The 18494-nt window shown below is 71.2% G+C and carries 14 protein-coding genes; 7 read left to right on the forward strand and 7 right to left on the reverse strand.

Annotated elements, in window-relative coordinates; all coding sequences use genetic code 11:
* Positions 1–298, reverse strand: a 298-nt coding sequence (locus tag AB0M30_RS30720; protein ID WP_364590683.1) for a hypothetical protein, incomplete at its 3' end; no start/stop codon positions are given.
* A 271-nt stretch (positions 299–569) separates the two neighbouring features.
* On the opposite strand from AB0M30_RS30720, the gene AB0M30_RS30725 reads away from it, so the two are divergent.
* Entirely contained in the window at positions 570–3161 is a 2592-nt protein-coding gene (locus AB0M30_RS30725; RefSeq protein WP_364590686.1) for a tetratricopeptide repeat protein, read from the forward strand.
* Between the two features lie 55 nt (positions 3162–3216).
* Here AB0M30_RS30725 and AB0M30_RS30730 read toward each other — a convergent pair whose 3' ends face one another.
* A complete protein-coding gene (locus tag AB0M30_RS30730) occupies positions 3217–3558 on the reverse strand; it encodes a hypothetical protein (RefSeq protein WP_364590689.1) in 342 nt (113 codons plus the stop codon).
* Between the two features lie 365 nt (positions 3559–3923).
* Here AB0M30_RS30730 and AB0M30_RS30735 point away from each other — a divergent pair, with 365 nt between their 5' ends.
* Positions 3924–4826 (forward strand): endo-beta-N-acetylglucosaminidase H, encoded by a 903-nt coding sequence (locus tag AB0M30_RS30735; RefSeq protein ID WP_364590692.1) that lies wholly within the window; start codon positions 3924–3926, stop codon positions 4824–4826.
* Positions 4827–5143: 317 nt separating this feature from the next.
* Here AB0M30_RS30735 and AB0M30_RS30740 read toward each other — a convergent pair whose 3' ends face one another.
* Together AB0M30_RS30740 and AB0M30_RS30745 are read right to left on the reverse strand one after the other, a co-directional pair.
* Positions 5144–5917, reverse strand: a complete 774-nt coding sequence (locus AB0M30_RS30740) for a class I SAM-dependent methyltransferase (protein ID WP_364590695.1) — start codon at positions 5915–5917, stop codon at positions 5144–5146.
* A 143-nt stretch (positions 5918–6060) separates the two neighbouring features.
* Entirely contained in the window at positions 6061–6552 is a 492-nt protein-coding gene (locus tag AB0M30_RS30745) for a MarR family transcriptional regulator (protein WP_364590697.1), read from the reverse strand.
* Positions 6553–6651: 99 nt separating this feature from the next.
* On the opposite strand from AB0M30_RS30745, the gene AB0M30_RS30750 reads away from it, so the two are divergent.
* Positions 6652–7215, forward strand: a complete 564-nt coding sequence (locus AB0M30_RS30750) for an NAD(P)H-dependent oxidoreductase (protein ID WP_364590700.1) — start codon at positions 6652–6654, stop codon at positions 7213–7215.
* Between the two features lie 6 nt (positions 7216–7221).
* Positions 7222–8211, forward strand: coding sequence for an amidohydrolase family protein (locus AB0M30_RS30755; protein WP_364590703.1), 990 nt, complete (start codon positions 7222–7224; stop codon positions 8209–8211).
* A 75-nt stretch (positions 8212–8286) separates the two neighbouring features.
* Here AB0M30_RS30755 and AB0M30_RS30760 read toward each other — a convergent pair whose 3' ends face one another.
* Entirely contained in the window at positions 8287–9171 is an 885-nt protein-coding gene (locus AB0M30_RS30760; protein WP_364590706.1) for an alpha/beta hydrolase, read from the reverse strand.
* Positions 9172–9284: 113 nt separating this feature from the next.
* On the opposite strand from AB0M30_RS30760, the gene AB0M30_RS30765 reads away from it, so the two are divergent.
* Entirely contained in the window at positions 9285–11255 is a 1971-nt protein-coding gene (locus tag AB0M30_RS30765) for a BTAD domain-containing putative transcriptional regulator (RefSeq protein ID WP_364590709.1), read from the forward strand.
* 325 nt (positions 11256–11580) lie between these two features.
* Positions 11581–12537, forward strand: coding sequence for a helix-turn-helix domain-containing protein (locus AB0M30_RS30770; RefSeq protein WP_364590712.1), 957 nt, complete (start codon positions 11581–11583; stop codon positions 12535–12537).
* A 49-nt stretch (positions 12538–12586) separates the two neighbouring features.
* On the opposite strand, the gene AB0M30_RS30775 is transcribed toward AB0M30_RS30770, so the two are convergent.
* Together AB0M30_RS30775 and AB0M30_RS30780 are read right to left on the reverse strand one after the other, a co-directional pair.
* Entirely contained in the window at positions 12587–13327 is a 741-nt protein-coding gene (locus AB0M30_RS30775) for a D-Ala-D-Ala carboxypeptidase family metallohydrolase (RefSeq protein ID WP_364590716.1), read from the reverse strand.
* Between the two features lie 24 nt (positions 13328–13351).
* Positions 13352–14665, reverse strand: coding sequence for a GH25 family lysozyme (locus AB0M30_RS30780; protein ID WP_364590719.1), 1314 nt, complete (start codon positions 14663–14665; stop codon positions 13352–13354).
* 608 nt (positions 14666–15273) lie between these two features.
* Here AB0M30_RS30780 and AB0M30_RS30785 point away from each other — a divergent pair.
* Positions 15274–18408 (forward strand): LamG-like jellyroll fold domain-containing protein, encoded by a 3135-nt coding sequence (locus AB0M30_RS30785; protein WP_364590722.1) that lies wholly within the window; start codon positions 15274–15276, stop codon positions 18406–18408.
* Positions 18409–18494 lie beyond the last annotated feature (86 nt).

Genomic DNA, 18494 nt, shown 5'->3' on the forward strand with positions numbered 1-18494 from the left:
AACCACCAGCACCGCTCACCACACCGGTCACAGCCAAGCCATCACCGGCCCGGTAGAACAAAACACGCCCACCACCCACCGAAGTGATATGAGTCCACCCGAGGGAGAACCCGCCAACCCCTTGCAGGCTGGCGAAATTCCCTCCACCGTCCACCGAGCCGGTCACGGCCAAGCCGTCGCCGGCCCGGTAGAACAGCAGCGGATCGCTCACCGCGGCCGGAGCAGCGCCGACGGAGGTCGACGCCCCCGCCGCACCGGAGGCCCCGAGGAGTACCGCCACCCCGGTCACGATGGTCATGAGAAATGTCAAAAGAGCCCGGCTCATCGAATTTCTGCTCACATTGCTCCCCTTCGGTCGGTGAATTGATCACTCCACTGCTCCGGCGGCAACAGGGAGAACGTTGCCCCGGACGCTCCTCGGCAACCGGCCGGCCATGGCCGCCGAGCTTCCTGCCTGCGCAGCGTTCACCGGCGGCGGGGGCCCGCGGCACAATCCCGAACGATTCCGGACGGCGGATCGTTGACAGCGCCCCGGACATCCCCGATGGTGCATGGAGAAGGGGGCTGTCATGGTTGTGCCTCGAGCGGACCGCGCATTCGTCGTCCCACCGGATCCCGGCCGCGCCGGCTCACTCGACGAGCTGATCGACGTGCTGCGGTCCCTGAAAACCTGGGCCGGCGAGCCGTCCTACGAAACGATCAAAGACCGCGTGAACACAGCGTGGCTGGCCAACGGCAGGCCCCCGGCCGAGCTGACCGGCAAGACCACCGTCGCCGACTGCTTCCGCACCGGGCGGCGGCGCGTCAACGCCGACCTGGTGATCGCGGTCGCCGCGGCACTGCACCCGGACGCCGGGTACGTGACGCAGTGGCGGCAGGCGCTGCGGGTGATCGGCGGGCAGGCCCGAGCAGGCTCGCAGGTCAGGGTCGAAAGCCGGTTGCCGGCGGATCCGCCCGGGTTCACCGGCCGGGCCGGTGAGCTCGAGCGGCTGCGCCGAACGGGTGCCGAGGGCGGCGCGGTGACGATCACCGGGCTGGCCGGGGTCGGCAAGAGCCGGCTCGCCGTGCGCGCCGGGCACCTGCTGATCCAGGACGGGCTGGTCGACCAGGTGCTGTTCGTCAACCTGCGCGGGGTTCACCCCGATCCGGCCCAGCCACCGGCCGAACCGGCCGCGGTGCTGGACGGCTTCCTACGCGTGCTTGGCGTGTCCGGGCAGCAGATCCCGTACGACCTGGCCGCCAGGGCCGCCGCGTACCGGGCTCGGCTGGCCGGCACCCGGACACTGGTCGTGCTGGACAACGCCGCCGACGCCGAGCACGCCCGCCTGCTGCTGCCCGGGACCCCGGGCTGCCCGGTGCTGATCACCAGCCGTCGCGACCTCACCGATCTGCGCCCCGCGACCCACCTGACGGTGGACGTGTTCACCCCCGAGGAGGCTGCCGCCTTCGTGGCCGGGGCCGTGGCCGGGGTTCCGGACGGTGGCGACCCGCGAGCCGCCGTCCGGATCGCCCGCCGCTGTGGCCACCTGCCGCTCGCGCTCGGCCTGGTCACCGGGCACATCCGCGGCAGGTCCGGCTGGACCCTCACCGACCACGCCGACCGGCTCGACGAGCGCCACCAGGACCGGCGCCTGGACACCGGCGTGGAACTCGCCTTCGACCTGTCCTACCGGAATCTGCCCACCGGCGAGCAACGGTTGCTGCGCCTGGCGGCGCTGCACCCCGGCCAGGACTTCGACGTCCACGCCGCCGCGGCCCTGGCCGGCTGCGACCTGCCCGCCGTCCAGGTGCTCCTCGAGCGTCTGTGCCTGGAACACCTGCTGCAGCAGGAGGTTCCGGGCCGCTACACCCTCCACGACCTGGTCCGCGCCTACGCCGCCGGCCGGGCCGGCGACCACGACCCGCCGCCCGAACGCCGCGCCGCACTGACCCGGCTGTTCGACTTCTACCTGGCCACGGCCACCGCCGCGATGGACACGCTGCACCCGGCCGAGACGAACCGCCGGCCACGGACCGACCGGCCCGGAACGCCGGTGCCGGAGCTGACCGAGCCGGACCGCGCCCGCGCCTGGCTGGACGCCGAACGCTTCGCCCTGGTCGCCGTCACCGCCCACACCGCCGCCCACGGCTGGCCGAGCCACACCGCCCGGCTGTCCACCACCCTGTTCCGGTACCTCAGCGGCGGGTACTTCGCCGATGCCCTGGCCGTCTTCGGGCACGCCCGGGACGCCGCACGGCACGCCCACGATCCGCAGGCGGAGGCCCACGCACTGACCAGCCTGGCGGTCATCGAGACGAGCCTGAGCCGGTACCGACCGGCCGCGGGGCTTCTCCGCCGAGCCCTGCAACAGTTCCGGCAGGCCGGCGACCAGGCGGGCGAAGCCCGCGCCTTGACCAACCTCGGCGTCGTCGAAGGAATACTGGGACACAACCAGCCCGCCGCCGACCACTACACGGAGGCCGTGGCCCTGTTCCAGCGGGCAGGTCACCGGACCGGCGAAGCCCATGCGCTGAACAACCTCGGCGACGTCGAGAGCCGGCTGGGCCGCACCGGGCAGGCCACCGAGCACTTCGCGCGGGCCCTCGCCCTCTTCCGGCAGCTTGACGACCACACCGGCGAGGCCTGGACGTTGACCTGCCTCGGCCAGGTCGAGGTCCGGATGGGCCGGTACGGGGAGGCGAGCGATCACCTCCAGCAGGCGCTGGTCCAATACCGGCAGCTCGCCAACCCCGTCGGCGAAGCCTGGACGCTGAACTACCTCGGCACCCTCCACACTCGTGCCGGCCGGGACACCGGACAGCATCAGCAGGCCATCGCCCTGTTCCGCGAGATCGGGGACCGCCGGGGAGAAGCCAGCGCGCTGAACGGTCTGGGCGAAGCCGCGCACACCACGGGCCGTCCGGCCGACGCTCTGGCCCACCACTCCGCCGCGAACGCGATCGCGGCGGACCTGGGCCTGCGTGAACAGCAGGCCCGTGCCCACGCCGGCCTCGGCAACGCCCACCGCGCGCAAGGCAGGGCCGGTCGAGCCCGGTCGCACTACCGGCGCGCGCTGGACGCCTACACCGACCTCGGCATGCCCGAGGCCGACGAAATCCGCACCCACCTTGCCGCCGACGAAAAGCGCAGCCGGACGACCTTGGCCGACCGCACCCGGTGACGATCGATTCGCGGCCCCCGGGGTGGGCCCCGCTCCGCGGGTTCGCGGGCCCGGCTCAGCCGCAGTCGAAGGTCTGCGCCGGGTCCCAGTTGGTACGCCACACGGTCGGCGCCGTGGTGACGCAGTTGTACTCGTAGTGCAGCCCGGCCCAGCCGGACTGGGAGGACATCAGGACGTCGTTGCGCCAGACCCGGAGGGTGATCATCCCCACGCCGCACGCCTCGTTCTCGGGGGGCTCGGCATCGGCGACGATCGTGGCGACCGGTTGCTGGCCGAGGCCGTGGTGTACCAGGCATTTGCCGCCGGCCGGTGTCGCGACGGCGGGCGCGGTGCCGGCCAGGGTCATTGCCAGCGCCGCCGTGCCGACGAGCGCGATGGTGCGGGTGGTCGTCTTCATGATCGGGTCAACCTCCGGATGATCGGCCATGGGTTTCCTGCCTGCCTCCGAGCGTGCATGGGTGCCAGGGGCCGCGACGCAATCCCGAACGATCCCGAACGCGGACTTCGGACGGCCAGGAGCTCATGTCCGTGGCCGGGGAGCGCGCCTGCTGCTGCCGCTGGTACCCACCTGCGGAAATTCCCGCGCTGCTCTGCCGGTGGCGGACCAGCTGCTGCGTCGCGGCCGGCGAGGCGCCGAGTGCGACGAACCGCGTAGGCCGATCGAGGTACCGGGCCCGTTAGTCGATCACCACTCTTGACAAGCGAGCGGAAAAGCACATACATGGACAATGGTTCAAACCACTCGGCAGGAGTTGAGCTACCGTGGTCAAGCTTGGTCGGATCACCGCGTTGCTGGCAGGCGCCGCCCTCTTGGCGGGCACGATGACGGGCACGAGTGCGGCGAGTACGTCCGCCGCGCCGCGCAAGACCGGGCCGATCAGCGTGGCCTACGTCGAGGTGAACAACAACAGCATGCTGAACGTGGGCAAGTACGCGCTCGCCCAAGGCGGCGGCAACGTGTTCGACATCGGCGTCATCTTCGCCGCCAACATCAACTACGACACCGCCACGAAGTCGGCCTACCTGTACTTCAACCCGAACGTGCAGAACGTCCTCAGCAACGTGAGCACCCAGGTCCGCCCGCTGCAGGCCAAAGGCATCAAGGTGATGTTGTCGGTCCTCGGCAACCACCAGGGTGCCGGGTTCGCCAACTTCCCGTCCCAGCAGGCGGCCGCCGCCTTCGCCAAACAGCTGTCCGACACCGTGACCAAGTACGGGCTCGACGGCATCGACTTCGACGACGAATACGCCGAGTACGGCAACAACGGCACCGGCCAGCCCAACGCCGGCTCCTTCGTCCACCTCGTCACGGCCCTGCGCGCCGCCATGCCCACCAAGCTGATCTCGCTGTACAACATCGGCCCATCGGCGTCACGGTTGTCCTACGGCGGCACCGACATCACCTCGAAGTTCAACTACGCCTGGAACCCCTACTACGGCACCTGGGGCGTACCGAACATCGGCCTCCCCAAATCCGGGCTCTCCCCCGCGGCAGTCCAGATCGCGGCGACGTCCACCAGCACCGCCGCCGGCCTCGCCCAGCGAACCGTGAACGAAGGCTACGGCGTGTACCTGACCTACAACCTCGGCGCCGCCGACGTACACACCTACCTCTCCAGCTTCACCAAACCCTTGTACGGCAAGGACGCCGTGCACACGAGCTAGTGTCGCGCGTCCGAAGTTCAGTGACAGCGGCCCGGTCCCCGAGCGCCCCAATGTGGCCTTGGTCGCGTTGAACGCACCGAAGGCCACATTGGGGCGCTCTTCCCGGACGTCAAACAACTTGCGACGCGCGACACTAGCGCCTCATCAAGGAACGTTGACGTTGTAACCGTGTCGAGCAGGCCCACGTCGACGATGACACCGGGCAGCCCGGCTGTGCACTCTGCATGACCTCACGAAGCTCACACCCGCCCGCGATCCTTGCGGAGACGCTCGGCTATCGGCGCGCCGTGGTGCGTGTCCGGCGGTGAGCCCGTCGGCTATACCTTGCTCGCCACCACCAGGTAGTTCTCGGCCCCAGGGTCGAACGTGCTCATCTCCGTCCGAAGGCCGACCCGGTGCAACTCCACTTCGAGCTCGTCGTATCGGTAGGGCCAGCACGACAGCAGTTCCGAGCGGACAAGAACCGACCCAGCCGCACCAACTTGCGCGATCGCGATCTCGATGTGGTGCTCCTCCTCCCAAAGCGGCGCGATCTCCCAGCGGTAGACCACGACGGCATCACGACCGTTCCGGCGGACGAGCCGATCACTGATGTCCAGCCGGGAACCTCTGGCCCTCACCAGTTCCCACGTGCGGGAAGTGAGCACCAAGCGCCCGCCACGGCGCAGAAGCCGTGACATCGACTCCAGAGCAGCACCCCTGCCTCTCGCGCCCACGGCATGGTGCAGCGAGTTGCCGACGCAGAACACCATGTCGAAAGTGGCGTCATCGAAATGGCCGGGCAACTCTTCCCAGTCCGCCCGCACTGTCCGGACAGCTGCCCCGAACTCCACAGACAACTCCGCAGTCCGGCGAACCATCGCTTCGCTGGCGTCAGTGGCGACAACCTGCATACCGAGACCGGCGAGGCCCACCGCCAACTGCCCGGTCCCGCACGAACAATCGAGGACGTGAGCATTGGACGGCAGAAGACCGACAACGTCATCGAACGACGCAGCGAACTCGGCCGGAGCCAGCCTCACGTCGGAGATGAGCCACTCGTACACCTCGGCAAGCGCCTCATAACCCGGCACAACCACTACCTCCGTCACGCGGCGGACTCACGGTGGCACATCAGTACATCAGCGGAGCAAGCCGGTCCACCAATGGTTTTGCAGGGCAACCCGTCCGCCCATGCCGCGAACCGAGCGCCACTTACCACGTCAACCTGCCGGTGTCGCGCTGCGCGGTTCAGTCACGCACGTTGTGCGCGCTCGACGCGGGCGAGCACCTTGTCCGAGATCCGCTGCAGCGTCCGCAGTTCGTTCGGGGTCAGGGCGTCGACGAACAGGTCCAGCACTCGGCCGACGTGTCCGGGTGCCGCGTCCGCCAGGTAGGCGTGGCCGGCGTCGGTCAGGATCGCCTGTGTGTACCTGCCGTTGTGCGGGTCGGGCTCGCGGCACACGAATCCGCGCTTCTCGAGCCGGCCGACCAGGTGCGACAGCCGCGAAAGCTCCGTGTTGGCCAGGACCGCGAGCTCGCTCATCCGCATCCGGCGCCCGGGCTGATCCGACAGGTGTGCCAGCACGTAGTACTCGATGAAGCTGAGCTTCGAATCCCGCTGGAGCTGCGACTCCAGGGCGGCGGGCAGCCTCTGAGCGAGCTTCATGAACCCGCGCCACGCCGCCAGCTGGTCACCGCTGAGCCAGCGCGGCCCGGACGCCCCGGGCTCCCGTGAGGCAGACATGCGCGCAGTGTACTGACCCGGCCATTGACTTGAACATTCATGTCAAGGCAGCTAGCGTGACACTTGAACATTCAAGTGAGAAGACGGTGAGGAACCTCCATGAACGACCTGAAGCTGGCCATCGTCCTCGGCAGCACCCGTCCCGGCCGCAAGGGCGAAGCGGTGGCGAACTGGGTGCTCGGCAAGGCCAAGGAGCGGCCGAACGCCGACTACGAGCTGATCGACCTGGTCGACTACCCGCTGCCGCACCTGGACGAGGCCGTGCCGGCGAGCCGGGGCGTGTACGCGGGCGAGCACACGAAGGCCTGGTCCGCCAAGATCGGCGAGTTCGACGGGTACGTCTTCGTCACCCCGGAGTACAACCACTCCACGTCCGGAGTGCTGAAGAACGCCATCGACTACCTCTACACCGAGTGGAACAACAAGGCCGCCGCCTTCGTCTCGTACGGCGCGCTCGGCGGCACGCGAGCGATCGAGCACCTGCGGGCCATCTCGAGCGAACTGCAACTGGCCCACGTGCGCCAGCAGCTGTCGTTCTCGTTGTTCACCGACTTCGAGAACTTCTCGGCCTTCGAGCCCTCCGCGCTGCACGACGGCGCCGCTTCCGTCCTGTTCGACCAGCTCGAGTCGTGGGCCGGCGCGCTCAAGACCGTCCGGAGCTGAGTTTCGATGAAGCTGTACGGGCTCGAGGAACACTTCGTCACCGCGGACGTGATCGAGGCGTGGCGGCGGCACGACCCCGATCTCGCCGAGCCGATGATGAAGTGGGCCGTCGCCAGTGACCTCACCCCGGCACTGCTGGACGTCGGCGGCGGACGCATCGCGGCCATGGACGACGCCGGGATCGACACGACGGTGCTGTCCCTCACGACGCCGGGACTGCAGAACCTCGACGCGGCGGAGGCGGTCGCCCTGCAGGCGCCCACAAACGACCTGATCGCCGCCGCCGTGCGCCGGCACCCCGGGCGTTTCCAGGGATTCGCGGCGCTCGCCACCTCCGCGCCGGCCGCCGCGGCCGACGAACTGCGGCGGGCGGTCACCGAACTCGGGCTCAACGGCACGCTGGTCAACGCCGGCTCGCGGGGCCGCGCTCTGGACGCGCCCGGATTCTGGGACGTCTACGAGGCCGCCGAGGACCTGCGCGCACCCGTTTACCTGCACCCCGGCGTTCCGGTCCCGGCCGTCACGGAGGCCTACTACCGGGGCTTCGGCGAGCCGGTGGACAGCATGCTGGCCACCGGTGCGTTCGGCTGGCACTACGACGCCGGCCTGACCATCCTCCGGATGATCGTCGCCGGCGTCTTCGACCGGTTCCCCGGCCTCCAGGTCATTCTGGGGCACTGGGGCGAGGTCGTGCTGTTCTACCTCGACCGCGTCGCGGCCATGGACAAGCTCGTCGCCCTGCGGCGCCCGATCGCCGAGTACTTCCGCTCGAACATCTTCATCACCCCCGGCGGCATCTCCAGCCACAAGTACCTGCGGTGGAGCCTGGAGACGGTGGGGGCCGAGCGGATCATGTACGCCTCCGACTACCCGTTCAACACCGAACGCGCCGGATCCGCGCGGCGTTTCCTGGACACGGCGCCGATCGACGAGGCCGGCCGCGAGCGGATCGCGCACCGGAACTGGGAAGAGCTCGTCGCCGGTATCCGCCGCTGATCACGATGGGGAGGGACATCGATCGCCGCGCACCACGACGCTGTGGCGGCGGCGACCCGGCTGATCCGGGCGTGATCAGCGGGCCAGCAGGTCCCGGATCGCTCCCGCGATCTCGTCCGGCGCCTCCTCGGCCATGAAGTGCCCCGCCCGGGTCAGCCGGTGGTCCAGGTCCGGCGCCCACGCCTTCCACACCCCCGCGGCGTCGTAACCCAGCTGCGCGCCCCAGTCCTGCTGGACGACCGTCACCGGCATGGCCAGCTGCGACCCGGCATCCAGGTCCGCCTGATCGTGCGTGACGTCGATACCGGCCGAGGCGCGGTAGTCCGCGACGATCGACGGCACCGCCGCCGCGCTCGCCCGCAGGTACTCCGCGCGCACCTCCGCCGGGATCGCGGCCGGATCATTGGCCCAGGCGTCGAGGAACGAACCGAAGAACGCGTCCGCGCTGGCCGCGATCATCGTCTCGGGCAAACCCGGCGGCTGCGCCATGAGGAACAGGTGGTAGCCGACCGCCGCCGGGACGCCGTGCAGGACGTTCCACATGTCCAGCGTCGGGACGACGTCGAGGATGCCCAGGTGCGAGACGGTCTCCGGGTGGTCCAAGCCCGCCCGGAACGCGACCAGGGCACCCCGGTCGTGCCCGACGAGGGCGAAGCGTTCGTGGCCGAGCGCGGCCGCCAGAGCCACCACGTCGGCGGCCATCGTGCGCTTGGCGTAGACGTCCTCGCCGGTGGCCGCCGGCTTGTCGCTGGCGCCGTAACCCCGCAGGTCGGGGCAGATCACCGTGTGCTCGCCGGCGAGCCGCTCGGCGACGTGCCGCCACATCAGGTGCGTCTGGGGGAACCCGTGCAGCAGGACCACCGGGCTGCCGCTGCCGCTGCCGCCGACCGCGGCAGCCAGCCCGACGCCGCCGGCACCGGGCAGGCGGACGTGGTCGAAACCGGGAATCGAGAGTGTCATCGAAGGCCGTCTTCCGGGTCGGGGAACTTGACCTGACCGAGCCTGAGCGACGGCGATCAGCAACGGATCAGTGCGCCCGGGCGCACCCGGCCTCCGGCACCGATGATGGGGGCATGCGAATCGACGTGCTCGGTGCCGTGCGGGCGCTGCGCGACGACGGCAGCCCGGTCGGCCTCGGCGGTCCCCGCCACCGCGAGGTGCTCGCCCGCCTCGTCGCCGCCGAAGGGCGGCTGGTCACGACCGACACCCTCGTCGGCGACCTGTGGGCCGAGCCACCGGCCCGCGCGGTCGGCGCGCTGCGGACGTTCGTCGCCGCGCTGCGCCGCGCCCTGGAACCCGGCCGGTCACCGCGCACCCCGCCGCGGGTGATCGTCACCGAAGGCCCCGGATACGCGCTGCGGCTGCCTCGCGAAGACGTCGACGTCCACCGGTTCGAAGACGCGCTCGCCCGCACCCGCCACTCCCCCGGCGCGGTGACCGAACTCAGCGCGGCGCTCGCGGCCTGGCGCGGCCCCGCCTACGCCGACGTGCCGGATTCGCCGTGGGCACAACGCGAACGGACCCGGCTGGACGAACTTCGGCTGGCGGCACTGGAACTGCGCGCCCGCATCCTCCTCGACACCGGGGACGGCGCCGACCTCGTCGCCGAACTCGGCGCGCACGTCACCGAACACCCGTGGCGCGAACCGGCCTGGGGGCTGCTGGCCCGCGCCTTGCACCAGGCCGGCCGCCAGGCCGACGCCTTGTCGACCCTCCGCCGCGCCCGCACGATGCTCGTCGACCAGCTCGGTCTCGATCCCGGCCCCGACCTGCAACGGCTGGAGACCGAGATCCTGACCGGGCCCGCTCACGGCACGCCGAACGCGTGGACCGGCCCCGGTGTCCGGCTCGGCCCACGCACCACCGTGGACCTCGCCCGCACCCTCGCGCTGGCCGGCGGCGACGCGCTCATCCACTCCCGGCGCGACCGCCTCGCCGCGATCCACGCCGCCGAACGCACCGGCGACCTGCGCCTGACCGCCCGGATCATCGGCGCCTACGACGTGCCCGCCATCTGGAGCCGCGCCGACGACCCCGAGCAGTCCCGGGCGGTCGTCACCGCCGCCGAACGCACGCTCACCCGGCTCGGCCCGGACGAGCCCGCCGACCTCCGGGCGCGTCTGCTGGCCACGATCGCCGTCGAAAGCCGCACCGCCGGCCTGGCCGCGGCCGAGCTGAGCCGCGCCCGGCAGGCCGCGCACCAAGCCGAAGCGCTGGCCCGGGAGCTGGGCGATCCCGCGTTGCTGGCGTTCGCGCTCAACGGCGTGTTCCTGCAATCCTTCGCCCACCCCGGCCTCGCGGCGGCGCGCGACGGGATCGGCACCGAGATCCTCGACCTGGCGACCCGGCACGACCTGCCGAACTTCGCGGTCCTCGGCCGGCTCGCCCGCCTGCAGTCCGCCTCGGCCCTCGGCGACCTGGACACCGCGGCCGCCCACGCGACGGCGGCCGAACAGCTCGCCGCCACCACCGAGGCCCCGCTCGTCGGCGTCCTCACCGCCTGGTTCCGAGCCCGCGTCACGGCCACCCGCAGCACCGAGCCCGGCGGACCGGCCCCCGCCACGGCCGCGGCGCAGTACCGCGCCGCCGAGGAGGCCCTCCGGTCCGCCGGAATGCCCGGACTGCACCGCGGTCTGTTCCCGCTCGCCCTGCTGGGATTGCGCCTGCTGCACGACCGTCCCGCCCCCACCGACCGGCACCTGGACTGGGGGCCGTACCTGCCCTGGGCACGTCCCCCCGTGCTGCTGGCCCAAGGCCGTGATGAGGAAGCCCGTGCTGCACTGGCCGCGGCGCCGGAGCCACCGCCCGACCACCTGCAGGAGGCGATGTGGTGCCTGACCGCCCACACCGCGGTCCGCCTCGGCGAACGCGAAGCCGCCGCGCGGGCCGCGGCCGCCCTGCACGCCGCGCACGCGGAAGACGCCGGCGGCGCCAGCGGACTGCTGACCCTGGGCCCGGTGGCGCGGTACCTGGCGAACGCGGAGACACTCGCCGGCCAGGTCGACCGGAGGAACGCTTCCGCAGAACGTGGTCGCCCGCGGTGAACGCCTCGCAGCAGCAGCTCGCACGCGGGCGGTGACCCCGGACGCGACGCTCGAGCAGGTGTGCCGGCGCGAACGGGAAGGCACGCCGACTTACCCCAGGAGCCGCGGCCGTCGCGCCGCACTGCGTCACCGGACAGCCGTGAAGCACGAGATTTTGCCGCGCCGTGCCACGGCGACGCTCAAGGGGTCGGCACCGTGGTGGCGATCCGGCCCGGGTGGTGCTTTCCCCCGGGTGGCGTAATCCGTCAGTTTCTGCCCGGAGTGCGGCGGGACGGTGTTAACTTCCGTCCGTCATCCGCTGCCCGAGCGAGGTGTTCGAGTCACAGTGACACTGCACACGGACAAGTTCGCCGCCTACCTGCGCATGCTGAAAGACCGCAGCGGGCAAGGCTATGAACGGCTCGGCAAGCAGGCCGGGGCCAGTGGCTCGAGCCTGCACCGGTACTGCTCCGGCAAGAGCGTCCCCGCCGACTACCGCGTCGTCCATTCGTTCGGCAAGGTCTGCGGCGCCTCCCCGGCGGAGCTGCGGGAACTGCACCAGCTGTGGGCCTTGGCCGACGCCGGCCGCGTCGACGAAGCGGAGCGGACCGGGACCGGTGAGGACACCACGCCGCCACGCCGCCGGCGGGCCTACGCCGCGACGGCCATCGCGGTCGTGGTGCTGCTGGCGGCCGGTTTGGTCTGGCTCACCGCCGACGCGTCCGCACCGGCGACCGGCCGGTACGCCGACCGGATGTTGTTCTCCCCGGGGTGCCAGCCGCCGGTCAGCATGGGGCAGCACGACGAGTGCGTCACCGAGGTGCAGAACCTGCTGGTCGCGGTTCACGGGCGGCTCTCGGTCGACGGCTCGTTCGGGCCGGAGACGCTGCGCCGGGTCACCGCGTTCCAGGTGCTGGCGGGCCTGCCCGCCCGCGGTGTGGTCGACGAGGCCACCAAAACCGCGCTGTACGACCGCCGGGCCAGCATGGCGACCTGGCCGGCGACCATGGTGGAGCAGCGGGTCCGGGCCGTGTTCACCGAAGCGCCGGACACCGCGGTCGCCATCGCGCGCTGCGCCTCGTTCCTCGATCCGCTCTGGGTGCTGCCGAACACGAACGGCAGCCGCAACTGGGGCGTCTTCCAGATCTCCGACGCCCGGCTGCTGGAGCTGGGCGGCTCGCCGCGGCAGGCGTTCGACCCCGTCTGGAACATCGATGCGGCGCACCGACTGTGGAGCGTGCGCCACGACTTCCACGACTGGCCGGCCTGCTCGGCGGCGCTGACGAGCCCGCCGCCGCACTGAGCCCGGCCGGGCGCCGGGAATCCCCAGGTTCCCCGGCGCCCCGGCCGCCTCAGACCGTGCCGTTCTCCCACCACCACGACCGGCCGAGGTCGGCCCGGCTGTCCACGTGCTGGTGGTCGGTGTTGTAGGTCTCCAGTCCGGAGAACCCGCACGTCTCGGCCTTCTGGTAGACGGTCTTGTTGGCCACGCCCGGCACGTTCAGGTCGGCGGCGGTGCCGTACAGGTGCATGCTGTCGCTCGCGCCGCCGATCTCCGCGTTGTGCGCGATGCTGCGGAACCCGGAGTTCACCGTGATCGGCTTGTTCCCGAGCTTCTTGCGCAGCGCCTCCAGCTTGTACATGCAGCGCCGGGCGTTCTCCTTGGCGGTGGCCGCGCCGACCTTGCCGCCGTTGAAGGTGCCGCTGTCGCGGTCGGTGAACTCGCTGAAGTTGAAGTGGACGGTGGACCCGTCGCTCTGCTCCAGCGCGTTGAGCGCGGCCTGGGTGCCCGGGCCGACCTGGGCGTCCGCGCCGAGGCCGTAGGCCGCCTGGAACCTGCGGACCGCCGCCGCGGTGCCGGGACCGAACTCGCCGTCGATCGAGACGCGGCTCTGGGCGGCGTGGTCGGCCGCCCAGCCGGCGACCCGGATCTGGAGCTCGGTGACGTCGGCGCCCGTGCTGCCCTCCTTCAGCGTGCGGGACCACGGGTAGGCCTGGGCGGTGCCGGTCAGCAGCAGCGGACTCACCGCGGCGGCCGCGCCGAGCACGACCGCGCCGCGGAGCACCGAGCGGCGGCTCATGGGGAGACTCATTCTCGTCCTTTCCTAGCGGGGATTTCAGCGGTTGGCGAGCTGGTCGAGGTCGGCCTGGGTGCCGTTGAAGACGTCGCCGGTGGCCGGTGCGGGGATGCCGGCGGGGATGGCCGCGTCGGTGTACTGCCACATCAGCCAGGTTTTCGAGCCGGCGGGCAGCGCCGGCTGCGTGACGGACTGCCGGTAGTCGGCGAGCTGCATCGGGTAGGCCGAAAGCGCCGTGGTGCCGCCCAGGCACGCGTCCAGGAACGACTTCTGGGTGTAGATGATCGGGGTCCGGCCGAACGCCGCCTGGACCTTGTCCAGCCACGCCTTGGCGTCGGCGACGGTGACGTGCGGCGGGCAGCCGCCGGAGCCGTCGTCCTTCCACTCCAGGTCGAACACGGGCGGCAGGTCGCCGGCGCGCTTGCCGGTGTACCCGGTGGCCTTCACGGCGGCGATGAACCGGTCGGCCTGCGCGCCGCCGGTGCCGGCCGCGGTGCCCGTGTAGAAGTGGTACGGCCCCACGGCCAGGCCGGCGTTGCGCGCGGCGGGCAGGTCGGTGGCCAGGTAGTCGTCGGTGACGTTCAGGCCGCGCGTCGCTTTGACGGTCGCGAATTCGACGCCGGACGCCTTCACCGCGCTCCAGTCGATCGGCGCGCCCCCGGGGTGCTGGTACTTCGCCGTGTCGACGCCGTCGATCGGGTGCCCGGCGGGCTTCGGCGGCGTGCAGTAGGTGTTGCGGCCGGACCAGTCGGTGACCTTCGCCCAGGTGGTGGGCCCGGCGACGCCGTCGGCACTGGCGTTGACGCAGTGCTGGAACTGGATCACGCGGGTGCGGGTGCCGTCTCCGAACTGGCCGTCGATCGTCAGCGGAGGGTAGTGCCCCGGCTCCATGGCGAGGTTGAGCCGGCACTGGAGTTCCTTGACGTCCGTGCCGCTGGCGCCGCTCTGCAGGGTCGGGCGGGCGGTGGAAAGGCCGCACACGACGCTCTGCGCGGCGTCGGCGGTGCCCTGGGTGGCGCACTTGCGCGGCCGCGCGGACCAGGAGTTGAGGGCGGCCCAGGTGTTCGGCCCGATCTGGCCGTCCACGCTCAGGGCGGCGCACTTCTGGAACACGCGGACCCGGGCTTCGGTCGCCGGGCCGAAGGAGCCGTCGGCGCCGACGGGCGTGTACCGGCTCGCCTTGGTCGCCAGGTTCAGTTCGCACTGCGCCTCGGCGACCGCGGCGCCGGTCGCCCCTTGTTTCAGGGTGGGCTGGGTACTGGTGTGCCCGCACACCGCAACGGGTTCGGCCGCAACCGCGGCTGCGGCGGGGAACACCAGCAGCACCGCGACGGCCAGAGCGAGTCTTTGCATGGCGAGAAGGCTGGCAGCGGCCGGGCCGCCGATCCCCCTCCGGCGGCCGACCCGGGACGCCGGGACGGTCCCACCCCGGTGGACCAGCGGGAACGCGACCCTCCTGGGACACGGCGGGGACGCTGAGCCGGCCGGGCTCGGTCCGGGTGCCGGGCTGTACCGCCGGATCATCGGAATTCGCGGCGCACAGAGGAGTTGACCGGCGGCCCGCGCGCTCCGCCTCGGACTGCCGCGGAACGACCTCGCTCCGCGGCGCGCCCGGCCCGAGGTCCGGACCGGCGCCAAAGTCCTCGACGGACACATCGTCCGGACACGCGACGCCGCCCGGCGCGGTCCCGCCCGCCGGGCGGCAGGCCTCCTGGCCTTCGCCGCCGCGACATGCGACTCACCTGCCGCACGCTGCAGCAGAGCCCGCGCCGAGCGGGCTCGCCGGATTCACTGGAAACAGCAGAGCCTCCCCGAGTCCCGCCGGCACCCATGCCGGCGGCAGCGAGATTCGGCAGTCGGGCGCCGAGATACCGACATTCGGCGGTAGATGGCGGTCCGACTTGTCTGATTGGATCACCTCAGCACGTTTTACAACGTTGTAAAAATGAAGGGTCCCGCCGATGAGAAGAGCCGCTTCCGTCTTCCTCGCCCTGCTCGTGGGGCTGGGCGTGGCGTCGGGAACGCCACCCGCCGGTGCCGCCGAGCCGGTGCACGGCTTGCAGGCCGAGTACTTCACCCCGTCGGCGCCGGGCGCGCACGACTTCGCGAACCTGGCCGGCACCGCGCTCGACGGTGAGGTCGACCACCCCGACCTGACCTCGGTCTTCGGTCTGGTCGCCGGGCGCACCGAGAACACGACCGCCCGGTGGACCGGGCAGCTCGCCGTGCCGCAGACCGGCGACTACACCTTCTACGCCATCGGTGACAACGGGTTCCGGCTCTTCATCGACGGCACGCCGGTGATCGACCACTGGGTCGGCGACTGGGACAAGGAGCAGACCAGCACGCCGGTCACGCTGACCGCCGGCAAGCAGTACGACTTCAAGCTGGAGATGTTCCAGGACACCGGCGGCGCCAACATGTTCCTGCGCTGGTCGAGCGCGGCCATCGCGAAGCAGATCGTGCCGCTCTCGGCGTTCACGCCGCCGGCCGGTTACCAGGTCGTGCCGCGCACGGCGGACATCTCCCGGGACGGCCGCACGCTCACGGCCGACTTCGACGGCCGCGTCTCGGGGACCGGCGACCTGAAAGACCACCTGCGCATCGAGGTCGACGCGACGCCGATGCCGGTCTCGGTCGTCACGGCGACCCGCACCCGGGCCACGATCCAGCTGGCCGAAAAGGTCCTGAAGGGCCAGCGGGTCACGCTCTACTACGACGGCGCGGGCGCGCTCGCGGTGAACGGCACGAAGATCGGCAAGGCCGGGCGCATCGTCGCGAACGCCTCGACCGAACGCCTCCGGACGCCGTGGGGCGAGAACGCCGACACGCGCCACCCGCTGCCGGAGTACCCGCGGCCACAGCTCGAGCGCGACAAGTGGGTCAACCTCAACGGCCCGTGGGAGTTCTCGGCCGCCAAGGAAGGCCAGCAGCCCACGTTCGGCAAGCGGCTGCCCGAGAAGGTGCTCGTGCCCTACCCGATCGAGTCGCAGCTCTCCGGGCTCGAACGGCACGAGGACCACATGTTCTACCGCCGCACGGTGACCGTCCCGCGTGACTGGAACATCGGCGGCGGGCAGCGCCTCAAGCTCAACTTCGGCGCGGTCGACTACCAGGCCAAGGTCTGGGTGAACGGCAAGCCCGTCGCGGAGCACACCGGCGGCTACACGGCGTTCAGCGCCGACATCACCGACGCCCTCAAGCGCGGTGACGAGCAGGAGATCGTCGTCGCCGTGACCGACACGACCGGGCCGTACCAGCCCAAGGGCAAGCAGTCCGCCAACCCCGGCGGCATCTTCTACACGCCGTCGTCGGGCATCTGGCAGACGGTGTGGCTGGAGCCGGTGGCGGCCCAGGGCATCGACGAGATCAAGACGACGCCCGACCTGACCACCAGCTCGCTGGCTGTCAACGTCAAGTCGTCGGGCAACGCCATCGTCACGGCGGTCGCCAAGGACGCGCGCGGCCGTCAGGTCGGCACGGTCAGCGGACCGGCGAACGCGAACCTGAAGCTGGCGGTGCCGAACCCGCACCTGTGGACGCCGGACGACCCGTACCTGTACCAGCTGGAGATCAAGCTGGGCGGCGACAAGGTCAAGAGCTACTTCGGCATGCGGTCCACCGGCATCACGAACGTCGGCGGCACGCCGAAGCTGACGCTCAACGGCAAGCCGTTCTTTTCGCTGATGCAGCTGGACCAGGGGTTCTACCCGGACGGCCTGAACACCGCGCCGAGCGACGAGGCCCTCGTCTTCGACCTGAAGGCGCAGAAGGACCTCGGCTTCAACGCCGTCCGCAAGCACATCAAGGTCGAGCCCGCCCGCTGGTACTACCACGCGGACCAGCTCGGATTGCTGGTGTGGCAGGACTTCGTGTCCGTCGAGGACGGCAACAACCCCGCGGCGCAGCAGGCGTGGCTCAGCCAGGGCCTGGAAGAGATGCACCAGCTGCAGAACTTCCCGTCCGTCTACGCCTGGATCGTGTTCAACGAAGGCTGGGGCGAGTGGGACAAGGCCGCGACCGGCCGGATCACCGACCAGGTCAAGGCCGCCGACCCGAGCCGGATCGTCAACGCCCACAGCGGGGTGAACTGCTGCGCCTCCAAGGGCGACTCGGGCGCGGGCGACGTCATCGACCACCACGACTACAACAACACCGACCCGGCCCGCTCCGACGGCAAGCGCGTCGCGATGGACGGCGAGCACGGCGGCTTCACGCTGCGCACGCCGGGTCACCAGTGGCCGGGTGCGCCGATCGCGATCTACAGCGGCGTGGCGGACAAGGCGGCGCTGACGGCGAAGTACGTCGACAACACCCGCACGTTCTACCTCGGCCAGGCTCGCGCCGAGCTGTCGGCGTCGGTCTACACGCAGGTCACCGACCTGGAAGGCGAGCTGAACGGGCTCTGGACGTACGACCGCAAGCGCCTCAAGGTCGACCCGGGTCCGGTCCGCGAGATCAACCGCCGGGTGATCGCGGCCGGTGCCGACGCGGGCAAGCCGTACCCGTACGCGGGCAAGGGTGCCTGGAACCTCGACGAGCGCCGGGGAACGACCGCGAGGGACTCCAGCGGCGGCGACAACCCGCTGACGCTCACCCCGGCCGGTGCCGCGTTCAAGGACGGCGCGCTGCAGTTCACCGGCGGCTCCGCCGACACCTACGGCCCGGTCGTCGACACGACCGGTGACTACACCGTCTCCGCGAAGGTGCGGCTCGACCAGGTGCCCGGCAACTACGCGACCGCGGTGAGCCAGGACGGCAGGGAGCGGGAAAGCCCCTTCTACCTCCAGTACGGGCAGGGCGCGTTCGCCTTCAGCACGCCCGGCGGCAACCGGGCCCGGTACGAAGTCGTCCCGGAGCTCGGCCGCTGGTACGAGCTCACGGGTGTGCGGGCCGGCAACGAGATCCGGCTCTACGTGGACGGTGTGAAGGTCGCGACGGCCCCGGCCGGGCCGGCCCTCGTCAGCACCGGCGCGTTCACGGTCGGACGGGCCAAGTACGACGGCCGCAACGTCGACTTCTGGCGCGGCGCGGTCGACGACGTCGCGGTGGCCGGCAAAGCGCTGACGGACGCGGAGGTGGGCCGGCTCCCCTGATCCCGGAAGGCGCACGTGGTGACCGGACGGCCGAAAGCCGGCTGTCCGGTCACCCGCCGCTCTGGCATGGGCGCACTCCCAGGGCC

Source organism: Amycolatopsis sp. NPDC051716 (assembly GCF_040681595.1).
GTDB lineage: Bacteria > Actinomycetota > Actinomycetes > Mycobacteriales > Pseudonocardiaceae > Amycolatopsis.